Source organism: Yersinia sp. LJYL362, assembly GCF_048323875.1.
Genome location: NZ_JBLWEX010000305.1, coordinates 36,355 through 47,211, shown reverse-complemented (window position 1 = coordinate 47,211; position 10,857 = coordinate 36,355). Strand labels below are relative to the sequence as shown.

Genomic DNA, 10,857 nt, shown 5'->3' with positions numbered 1-10,857 from the left:
TGGGCAAAGTTGCCTGCAATATGGATGCGGTGGAATACCATCAGTACAAACCGCAATTGCAGCAGCAAATCAGCGAGGTTTACCACAGTTTGGCACGCGAATATGACGTCATGGTGCTGGAAGGTGCGGGCAGCCCGGCGGAAATTAATCTGCGTGACCGCGATATCGTCAATATGGGTATGGCTGAAATGGCAGACGCGCCGGTATTACTGGTGGCGGACATTGATAGAGGCGGCGTGTTTGCCTCTATCTATGGCACTCTGGCGCTGCTGCATCCCCATGAAAAAGCCCGCGTCAAAGGGGTGATAATCAATAAATTTCGTGGCGATATCGCACTGCTGACCCCAGGCCTGGAACAGATTGAAGCCCTGACCAATGTCCCCGTACTGGGGGTGATGCCGTGGCTGGATATAGATTTAGAAGATGAAGATGGTGTCGCTCTGCAAAATGGCAAATATCAGGATACGGCAGAAAAGGCACTGGATATTGCGGTGATCCGCTTACCTCATATCGCTAACTTTACTGATTTTAATGCGCTGGCCGCGCAACCGGATGTGCGCCTGCGCTATGTATCGCAGTTGTCGGCGTTGGGCCAGCCGGATTTGATTATTTTGCCGGGCAGCAAGAATACGCTGGGTGATTTGCAATGGCTGCACCACTGCGGGCTGGCGGCAGCGTTACTGAAGCTACATCAACGTAATGTACCGGTGATAGGCATTTGCGGTGGTTATCAAATGCTGGGAAAACGCATTATTGATGGCGTGGAGTCGGGCCTTGAACAGATGGATGGCTTGGGGTTGCTGGATGTGGAAACCGAGTTCGCGCCAGATAAAGTCACCACGCGCGTTAGCGGTTATTGTCAGATTGGCCTGCCAGGCATATTGAAAAACTGTGGTGATCATCCGCTGGAAGGTTATGAAATCCATATGGGTGTCTCCCATCTGGGCAGTGATGCCATACCTTTTGCACAGCTAACTTTACGTAACGGACAAGCCGAGCAGTGGGTGGATGGCGCGGTGAATGGCGATGGTAGCGTATTGGGCAGCTATATCCACGGGCTATTTGACAGCCACCACTTTACCCGCGCGCTATTAGATAGCCTGCGTCAACGCAAAGGGCTGGCTGCTTTTGATGGCGTGACAGTGAATTATGCTGAACATAAACAGCAACAGTTCGATATTCTGGCATCACAGATGCGCGAGCATATTGATATTGATAGGATTTTCAAACTAATGAAACAGCATCAACAGGAGCGCGCACAGTGATTTTGATTACCGGAGGGGCGCGCAGTGGCAAGAGTTCATTGGCCGAACGTTTGGCGGTACAAGCGGCCGAACGGGTATTTTACATTGCGACCTCAGTGGTAACAGATGCGGAAATGGCAGAGCGGGTTGCTTTACACCGTGCCAGCCGCCCGGCGCATTGGCGTACCTGGGAAGGCTATCGTGATCTCGGCGTGGTGCTGGAAAAGCACGTCGAACCCGGCGAAGCCGTTATGTTGGAATGCATTACCACACTGATTACCAATTTGCTGTTTGAACTGGCGGGGGATACGCCAGCGGAACAGATGGATTTTACCGCGCTTGAAGCGGGTATTTCGCAGCAAATTACCGAGTTGTTGGCGGCTTGTGCTCGCAGTAGTGCGCCTATTTATCTGGTGACCAACGAGCTGGGCATGGGGATCGTACCGGAAAATCGCCTGGCGCGGCATTTTCGTGATATTGCCGGGCGAGTCAATCAGCGATTGGCAGCGGCGGCTGATGAGGTGTTTTTAGTGATTTCGGGTATTGAGGTTAAGATTAAATGAGCCTGCGTCTATTTCTCGCAACATTGCAGTTTATGACCCGCATTCCGGTGCCAGAGCGCTGGACGCAAGGGCTGGCGCTGGATAACTACGAGCGCGGTATTATCGGTTTTCCGTTTATCGGCCTGATTGTTGGGGTGATCGGTGGGGTGGTTTTCACTCTGCTAGCTCCGTGGTGCGGTGTGCCACTGGCGGCGTTGGGATATGTCCTGGCGTTGGCACTGGTTACCGGTGCTTTTCATCTCGACGGGCTGGCAGATACCTGTGATGGGGTGTTTTCTGCCCGCAAGCGCGAGCAAATGCTGGAAATCATGCGCGACAGCCGCCTCGGTACTAACGGCGGTTTGGCGTTGATATTTATCGTGGTGGCAAAAGTACTGGTGGTCAGTGAGTTGGCGCTGCGTGATGCACCGATGCTACTGATGCTCACCGCTGCCTCAGTGGCCGGGCGCACAGTAATTGTGCTGTTGATGTATCGCCAACGCTATGCGCGCGAAGGTAATGGATTAGGCAACATTTACATCGGTAAAGTGACAGGGAAACAAACACTTGTCACCTTGGCCGGTGGTGCGATATTAACCCTGTTACTGGGTCAAAGCGCGGCGCTGTTGGCGTTGGTGATTAGCATGGTTGTGGTGGCATTATTGGCAATCTACCTGCGCCGCCGTCTGGGGGGACAAACCGGTGACACGCTGGGCGCGGCGGCCGAAGTGGGTGAGTTGATATTCCTACTGGCGTTGCTGTAACACGACCTGTTTTCGAACACTTTTGATGAGCCATTCTATGCGACTTTTTCTGGTGCGCCATGGGCAAACCGAAGCCAATTTGCGCGGTGTTTTTTGCGGCTTGACTGACTTGGCGTTAACGCCACTCGGCGTCGAACAGGCCGGTGATGTCGCCAGTTGGCTGGCGGATGTGGCGTTTGCTGATGGTGTCAGTAGCCAGTTGCTACGTGCGCGGCATACTGCCGATATCGTGCTGGCGGGGCATCCCATAAATGCGGGCATTAATGACCAATTAAATGAAATGAATTTTGGTGAGTGGGAAATGCGCCATCACCATGATTTACAACGTGAAGACCCTGATGCATGGGTCGCATGGGTGGCAGACTGGCAACAGGCCAGCCCTACTGGCGGGGAGTCTTTTATACAATTTTCAGACCGAGTCGAAAGCGTCGTTCAGTCACTGCTTTCAACCAACAGCCACCAAACAAATCGTCACCAAACAAACAATTACCAAACAAACAATCACGATAACAATCAACTGTTGGTTGCCCATCAGGGAGTATTAAGCCTGATGCTGGCGCGTTTACTGGCGATGCCAGCCGCCGCCATGTGGCATTTTCATTTTGAGCAGGGGGCATACAGCGTGTTGGAGATCCATGATGGGTTTGTCACGTTGCGTGCGTTCAACAGCCGGGCTGCCTGGCAGCCTGCACCACGAGGTTAAATAGATGCAAACACTTTCATCAATTCTGCGCACCATTGCTCCACTGGATAGCAAAGCGATGGCCCGAGCTAAAACACGGCTGGATGGTTTGCTAAAACCGCAAGGTAGTCTGGGGCGTTTGGAGCAGTTAGCAGTTCAATTAGCGGGGATGCGCGGTTTATATGGTCATCAGGTTGATCGCAAACAAATCATTGTGATGGCGGCTGACCACGGTGTTTACGATGAAGGCGTGGCTGTCTCACCTCGTGTTGTGACTATGGTACAAGCACTTAATATGGTCAGGGGTGTGACCGGTGTTTGTGTATTGGCGGCCAATGCCGGTGCTGAAGTCAAGATAGTGGATGTGGGTATCGACAGCGATACACTGCCCGGCGTGATTGACATGAAAGTGGCGCGCGGCTGCGGCAATATTGCCTGCGGTGCGGCCATGACTCGTCAACAAGCCGAAGATTTACTGATTGCCAGTGCGACACTGACACTACAACAGGCTGCGGGCGGCGTGAAAGTGTTTGGCGTGGGTGAGTTGGGGATGGCGAATACCACCCCCGCAGCGGCGATGGTCAGTGTATTTACCGACAGCGATCCTGAGTTGACAGTGGGGATCGGGGCTAATTTCCCCAGCGAGCAATTACATCACAAAGTGGCCGTAGTACGGCGCGCAATTGAAACCAATCAGCCAGATGCCAGTGATGGCATTGATGTGCTGGCGAAAGTCGGTGGTTTTGATCTGGTGGGTATGGCCGGAGTGATGTTAGGCGCTGCCGCTGCGGGCTTGCCTGTGGTGTTGGATGGTTTTCTCTCCTATGCTTCTGCGTTGGCCGCTTGCCGTATCGAACCCAAGGTGCGTGATTACCTGATTCCATCTCATCTATCAGCAGAAAAAGGCGCGGTTATCGCACTGAACCATTTGCAACTGGAACCCTATTTGCAAATGGGCATGCGGTTAGGCGAGGGCAGTGGTGCGGCGTTAGCCATGCACTTAGTGGATGCGGCCTGTGCGATGTATAACAATATGGGGTCGTTGGCCGAAAGCAATATTGAGTTGCCTGGTTGCGTGAATTAAATTTCCAGTTGATACCGGATCAGGTTACCCAGGTGATCGGGTTCGGTATTTATACAATAACTTGTCGTCATGGGATGATCAGATGATGTTATTATCAAAAACATAATTCAGGTTAAGCAGTAAAATAATTGGATAGAGTGAATGCAGAAGCTTCTTTTTTCCGGCCGTATTAATTTGAAAATGATCCGTTATTTTTTAGCCGTTTCAGAAGAATTGCACTTTGGCAAAGCAGCGGAACGCCTGCATATATCTCAACCCCCATTAAGCTTGCAAATTAAAGAGTTAGAAGATGCTTTGGGCTTCCCGTTGTTTATACGAGACAGCCGCAACGTGGTGTTAACTCTGGCAGGTGAAATGATGCGGGCTGAAATGAAGGAAGTATTTGAGAATATCGAAAACTCATTAAGCCGCGTCTCTTATATTGCCCGACATGAACAAAGTCACCTCAATATTGGCATAATTGGTTCAGCGCTTTGGCATCAGTTATTAGAGAAATTCAAACACTTTAAAATGCTTAACCCGAATACCACTTGGTCATTGCATGAGTTTCCACCGAGCAAACAATATGAAGCACTATTAAGTAAGAAGCTTGATATTGGCTTTTGGCGCTGTGCTGATCTGGAGCAAAATCCGGCGCTGACTTATCAACGGGTTGAAAAACAGCGGGTCGCGGTGGCTGTATCCTATGAGAGTGTATTGGCGGATAAAGATATACTCACTTTAAAAGATCTCTCCGGCCAGAATCTGATATTCCTCACTTTTACCCATTCTGGCTATTCAAAGAATTTATATAATAGCTGCCTCAATGCAGGCTGTAAGCCGCTGACTATTTATCAATTTGATGAACCACAAACCCAACTGGCGTTTGTAAACAGCAATATGGGGATTGCTCTGGTACCCGAAAGCATGCAGGAAATTCCTTGGCCAAATATTAAATTCATTCCACTAAAAGAACATCTCTCTGCTGATCTATTTGCCGTTTACCACCCCGGCAGCAACACTCAGGCGCTGGATCGGCTGCTCGAATTATTTTGATGACAGGCAACTGAGCTTATTAGTTAGCTTTGATCAAAATACCCATCGCAATCACTACGATAGCTGCCCCTGAGGCGATCTCTGCCCAGTTTATTGGCTGGCCGAGTATCATATTAGTGACAATAACCGACAGTGGGATCAGGTAAACGTAACCTGAGACTTTGGCTGGCGACAACACAATACAGGCTTTTTGGAATAGGAAGAAACTTAACGCCGTAGCAAAAGTGGCAAGATATAAAACGCCACTCCAGGTAATAAGACTAATATTACGCCATGCAATATCGGGTAACTGATAGGCGACCACCACTGTTAGCAACAAAGTTGCACAAATTAAACTCCAACCGGTTAAAACCAGTGCTTGCTCACCCCGATGTAGTTTCTTCACCACAATAGGATTTAGAGCCATACCTAAACAGCCAAAGAGGAACAAATAATCAGACGGTATTAGTGATAATTGTAAAAGTTGAGCGATGTCACCTTTAAAAATAATTAATAAAGCGCCCAAAATACCCATTAATAGCGCCACTATCACCGGCCATGTTGATTTAGTGTTGAGTAATACCATGCTCATTATCATGCTTAATAAGGGTACAGTGGCGTATAACGCACTTGAATTTAGTGCACTGGTGGTTTGCAGTGAAAAAATCATGCAACCGAAGTAGAGCAGTGGTGGCAGACTAATCAAGATGTAGCGGCCTAAATCCCGATAACTGGGTAATTTGAGTAAACCCTGGCTTATCAGCAAGATAATGAACAGCAGACTGGCAATACTGTACCTTAACCACGTGATAACCATTGGCGGCAATGAGTTGCTAATGGTGGCGCTGGCGATAAATGAACCGCCAAGAAGGACGGTAAACCCCAACATTTGCAGATGCGCTTTAATTATTCTTGTGGTCATGTGTTTGCCTATTATCCTCTGGTGATCGACGATAATTGCGTGGAAACATACCTCGAACCATTACCATTTCAGTATGGATAAGCAGGATTTTAGTATTGGTTGTGTCATAACCCACTACATATGATGGGGAAGATTACCTATCTCTCTCCCTATTTACTCTCTTGCTGGTTTATTTAATAACCAGTTTATTGGATAAAAATTAAAATAACTAAGGGGTTATATTATGACAACCGCAAACTCAAATATTAATATCAATTTTAGTGAATTACCATTTCAGGCCGTTGAGGTTATTCAGAAAATAAAATCCGGATTTAAACCTCAGATAGCATTTATTTTAGGTTCAGGCTTGGGCGGTTTGGTAGAACAAATTACTAACGACACCACCATTAGCTACGCCGATATTCCCGGTTTTCCTGTCAGTTCAGTTCACGGTCATGCCGGTGAATTGGTGTTAGGTGATCTGTTTGGTGTTCCTGTCATGTGCATGAAAGGCCGCGGCCACTTCTATGAAGGCAAAGGCATGAGCATTATGACCAATCCGGTTCGCACATTTAAACTGATGGGATGCGAGTTCTTATTCTGTACTAACGCCGCCGGTTCATTACGACCAGAAGTATTACCAGGTTCAGTGGTGATGCTTAAAGATCATATTAATACCATGCCGGGAACGCCGTTGGTTGGGCCTAATGATGAGCGTTTTGGTCCACGTTTCTTTAGCCTGGCAAATGCTTATGATAAAGCGTTGCGTGCCGATATGGCGAATATTGCCCAGCAGCTTGATATTCCACTGACAGAAGGCGTGTTCGTTTCATATCCGGGGCCGTGTTTTGAAACGCCTGCTGAAATTCGCATGATGCAAATCATCGGTGGTGATGTCGTCGGTATGTCAGTGGTACCTGAAGTGCTTTCTGCGGCACATTGCGGTTTAAAAGTCATTGCACTCACGGCCATTACAAATCTGGCGGAAGGCCTGTCTGACGTGGTTCTGTCACACGAACAAACATTAAAATGCGCAAAATTGGCATCAGTTAATTTTACTAAACTAATTGAAGCTTTCCTGAAAAGTAAAGCGAAAATCTGATCGTCAAAAATAGTATAAAAACGCTATTTAGTCCCCTATTTACCACGATATTTACCACGGTAAATTAGGGGATATCAATAAAGAGGGAACACCCCTACAGACTCAATAAGCATAATATTCCCTCGACGCATTCGTATCACGGAGAATAAAAATGATAATAAAAAAACGGCTTAAAATTATGTTTTTCCTTCAATTCTTTATCTGGGGTGCCTGGCTGGTCACCCTGGGTGCTTACATGATGAATACATTGAACTTTACCGGCGCGCAGGTGGGTTTGGTCTATGGAGCGAAAGGCATTGCCTGCATTCTAATGCCCAGCATTGTGGGCATTATTGCTGATCGCTGGGTGAAAGCTAATATCCTCTATGCCTGCTGCCACCTATTGGGTGCTGTTGCATTATTAATCGCTGCTAATGTTTCAGTCCCTAATTTAATGTTTTTTGTCATGTTATTTAATGCCATGGTCTATATGCCGACGATTGCGCTATCCAATACTATTTCCTATGTTTGTCTGGAGAAAGCAGGGCTGGATACGGTTAAAGATTTCCCCCCAGTACGTGTTTTTGGCACTATCGGTTTTATTTTTGCTATGTGGGCCATTAGTTTATCGGGATTCGAACTGAGTAATGTTCAGCTTTATATTGCTTCAGGTGCTGCGTTGCTATTAGCTATATATGCCTGTTCACTGCCAAGCTGCCCGACTTCAAATGTTAAAAAAGACCGTTCGTGGGTTAATCTGTTAGGCCTTGATGCATTTGTATTGTTCAAGCAAAAGAAGATGGCTATTTTTTTCTTATTTGCCATGTTACTAGGCGCTTCATTGCAAATCAGCCACACTTTTAGCAGCCCATTCCTGCATGATTTTGCCAAAAACCCCTTTATCAAGATAGCCTGGTGGTCCAATATCCATCGATATTATTATCGATGGCGCAAATTGCCGAAGTCTTTTTCATCCTAACTATTCCATTCTTCTTGTCTCGCTTTGGTATTAAGCGCGTCATGATGATCAGTATGGTCGCTTGGACTTTACGCTTCGCGCTATTCGCCTATGGCGATCCATCGGCAAGCGGTATTGTTCTGTTGCTACTATCAATGGTTGTTTATGGCTGTGCCTTTGATTTCTTTAATATTTCTGGTGCAATTTATGTCGAAAAAGAGGTAAGTCATAATATTAGGGGCAGTGCTCAAGGGCTGTTCATGACTATGGTTAACGGTGTCGGCGCATACGTTGGTGCTATTGCCAGTGGGCATGTTGTTGATTATTTTACTGCGGACGGCGTCAAAGACTGGAATAGTATTTGGCTTTCATTTGCTGCTTACACACTTATTTTGCTGGTTATTTTTGTCTTTGTTTTTCAATATAAACATGTCGCTACGGAGATGAAAGAACGCCAGTTATCGCATTGATGATAGTGTCTATTCTGTTTAACCCTTCAGGCTTATGTAGATATTTTCTTGTTATCGTAACGTTAATCTGGCTGGGGGAGGGGCGACCCTCCTCCTCGGATTCATATTGTATAAATAATTTGATTGGTATCACCGATCGATTTTTTATTTCTAAGCTATCAAAACGATTATCTTTCGAGTGAGTTGACAAGATATACTGGCTAGCGGCATAACATCCATAGAAAATGTATGGGTTTATTTTATTTCTGTGCCAGACTCATAAAAAATTATTTTTAGTTGACCATGTTGTTGGTATGGCTATTAACATCAATAAATTTGAAAGAGTATTCATGTACTTTGATGTTATCAAGAATATCCGTCTTGGCTTTAAATCAAGGTAATCTGCTGTCACAAAAGGGAATATAAAAAGACGGTCAAAGCGTATGAGCCAATAACTGTATACGGTGGCAAGCGCAATGTCCTTTTTATGACAAAGAATTTTTACAATGTGTGTAAGAAAAATCCGACAATGTTGGTGGCGGTATTCCCATATACTTTTACTTCTTAGTGTTGTTTAATTGCCATATTGAATTTTCAATGATCGAGGTCATATTTGACAATCTACATTGTTCATAGTTGAGAGGTTTATGTTGATAGATGAAATAAATATTTTAAATTTAGAATTTCCTTCAGATATATGTACTTCCCTCAATCATCGAAGTTTGAGTAAAGTTAGTTCTATCTCTCGGGTTTTAACTTTTCACTTATCACATTACTGAGCTTCTCAGTGAAAGAGTGACAATCGCAAAGATAAAATTCTGCTGATGACTATTTGTCATCAGCATTTCTATTCAAAATTTGTTCAGCCCATCCTGACTAAGGATAGTGAGTAAAAATAAGGGACATTTAAAATGTTAAGTGTAGCGATTACAACCCAAAATGCTTTCTATGAGTTAGGTTTGCATTCTCTACTCCAGAAGGTTTTTAATAAAGATGGCGTTGAGGATTATTTATTCCTTAATCCGCATGAAAAAAAATCGATACACCTGGCCAATGTGATATTTAAAGATTTTATGGTGATCGTCAATATATACCAAGAAAGTGGGTTTATCGCGAAGTGCACCAGTAGTGGTCATACTCCGATGATGACAGTCAACATTCCTTTTAATAGCAGTCAGCTCGATATCTATGACATTATCTCTAAAATCAAGAAAATTTTGGCTATTGCACGCCTTAGTCACTGCAATATGATGAACAGCGATATATTTAGACGGTTAGGGCTTAAGAATTATATCCAGCTTTCTATCACTGAAAGTCGAGTGGTAGAATTAACTGGGCAAGGTTATACGATTACAGATATTTCAAATATACTTGAACGTTCTGAAAAAACAGTATTAACCCATCGGAGAAATGCGATAAGAAAACTGGGGGTGTTAAATCGCGTAGAGTTTTATAATTATGCATCACATATGAAAAACTATAGCAACAAAGAAGCCGTTTTCATTTGTATCTGATTTGCAATGTATTGCCCGAAACGATATATCACATACTGTTTTTTCGGTAAACTGCCTTAACTCCCCCATTTGGTAAAATTATCACTTCACGCTATATTGGACAATATCGCGTGAAGTGGTTTTTGGCTGATATTAACGAGCTGATACAACTTTTGGATTGAAGCTATTAATAATTTGTACGTAATGCTTGCGTTGATGTTCAGTAAATTCACCTCCGGCAGTTGTCAAAGTGAAAATCAGTACGACACGATTAGCTGGATTTGAGATGGCATGATGCGGCAGTAATACGATAGATTGTACTTGGCGAGTAATTTCCCCATCTTGCAAGAAATTGTTTGCCACTTGTACTACGGGCAGTTTCGCTGGGCCAAGCTCATGTTTGAGTAATTTTCCCTCAATTTGAAATCCAGGTAATTTATTGCGTAATGCTTCCATCTCTTTTTCACAGAAATCTTCCGGTGTTTGTTCTTCATCTAATAAAGCACGGTTAATGATAATGGTATATTCGTGGTTATCAGGATCTCTGAACATTAAGATATTCACTGACTGATCCAGAACCGGGGCCGTTGTCAGAAAGGTGCCCTCAAAAATAGAATAAGTAGAAGAATTAGCATTCATTGGATT

At 45.1% G+C, this 10,857-nt stretch carries 10 protein-coding genes and 1 pseudogene; 9 read left to right on the top strand and 2 right to left on the bottom strand.

Features of this window, described 5'->3' with window-relative positions; genetic code table 11:
* The 6 genes from ACNSO8_RS23420 to ACNSO8_RS23395 all read left to right on the top strand — a co-directional run.
* Window positions 1-1,265, top strand: a 1,265-nt coding sequence (locus ACNSO8_RS23420; RefSeq protein ID WP_418396066.1) for a cobyric acid synthase, incomplete at its 5' end; no start/stop codon positions are given.
* Complete coding sequence (cobU, locus tag ACNSO8_RS23415; RefSeq protein ID WP_411937495.1) at window positions 1,262-1,807, top strand: bifunctional adenosylcobinamide kinase/adenosylcobinamide-phosphate guanylyltransferase; 546 nt, start codon at window positions 1,262-1,264, stop codon at window positions 1,805-1,807. The genes ACNSO8_RS23420 and cobU, both read left to right, overlap by 4 nt.
* The gene (cobS, locus tag ACNSO8_RS23410; RefSeq protein WP_050160000.1) at window positions 1,804-2,550 is read left to right on the top strand and encodes an adenosylcobinamide-GDP ribazoletransferase; all 747 of its coding nucleotides are present in this window, start codon (window positions 1,804-1,806) and stop codon (window positions 2,548-2,550) included. Before cobU ends, cobS begins: the two co-directional genes overlap by 4 nt.
* Window positions 2,551-2,587: 37 nt before the next feature.
* Entirely contained in the window at window positions 2,588-3,253 is a 666-nt protein-coding gene (locus ACNSO8_RS23405) for an adenosylcobalamin/alpha-ribazole phosphatase (protein WP_050880748.1), read from the top strand.
* Between the two features lie 4 nt (window positions 3,254-3,257).
* Window positions 3,258-4,316, top strand: a complete 1,059-nt coding sequence (gene cobT, locus ACNSO8_RS23400; RefSeq protein ID WP_019080966.1) for a nicotinate-nucleotide--dimethylbenzimidazole phosphoribosyltransferase — start codon at window positions 3,258-3,260, stop codon at window positions 4,314-4,316.
* Between the two features lie 141 nt (window positions 4,317-4,457).
* Window positions 4,458-5,351, top strand: a complete 894-nt coding sequence (locus tag ACNSO8_RS23395; RefSeq protein WP_050162646.1) for a LysR family transcriptional regulator — start codon at window positions 4,458-4,460, stop codon at window positions 5,349-5,351.
* A 19-nt stretch (window positions 5,352-5,370) separates the two neighbouring features.
* Here the strand turns inward: ACNSO8_RS23395 and ACNSO8_RS23390 are convergent, their stop codons facing one another.
* Entirely contained in the window at window positions 5,371-6,219 is an 849-nt protein-coding gene (locus ACNSO8_RS23390; RefSeq protein WP_411937667.1) for a DMT family transporter, read from the bottom strand.
* A gap of 256 nt (window positions 6,220-6,475) precedes the next feature.
* Here ACNSO8_RS23390 and xapA point away from each other — a divergent pair, with 256 nt between their 5' ends.
* The 3 genes and pseudogenes from xapA (at window position 6,476) to ACNSO8_RS23375 (ending at window position 10,233) form a co-directional block, all read left to right on the top strand.
* Window positions 6,476-7,333: a xanthosine phosphorylase gene (gene xapA, locus ACNSO8_RS23385; RefSeq protein WP_411937493.1), complete on the top strand. Its 858-nt coding sequence runs from the start codon at window positions 6,476-6,478 to the stop codon at window positions 7,331-7,333.
* A gap of 151 nt (window positions 7,334-7,484) precedes the next feature.
* Window positions 7,485-8,740, top strand: a pseudogene (locus ACNSO8_RS23380) (nucleoside permease).
* An 890-nt stretch (window positions 8,741-9,630) separates the two neighbouring features.
* Window positions 9,631-10,233, top strand: a complete 603-nt coding sequence (locus tag ACNSO8_RS23375; protein WP_019080961.1) for a helix-turn-helix transcriptional regulator — start codon at window positions 9,631-9,633, stop codon at window positions 10,231-10,233.
* Between the two features lie 132 nt (window positions 10,234-10,365).
* Here ACNSO8_RS23375 and ACNSO8_RS23370 read toward each other — a convergent pair whose 3' ends face one another.
* Window positions 10,366-10,851, bottom strand: coding sequence for a DcrB-related protein (locus ACNSO8_RS23370; RefSeq protein WP_005168514.1), 486 nt, complete (start codon window positions 10,849-10,851; stop codon window positions 10,366-10,368).
* Window positions 10,852-10,857: the final 6 nt, after the last annotated feature.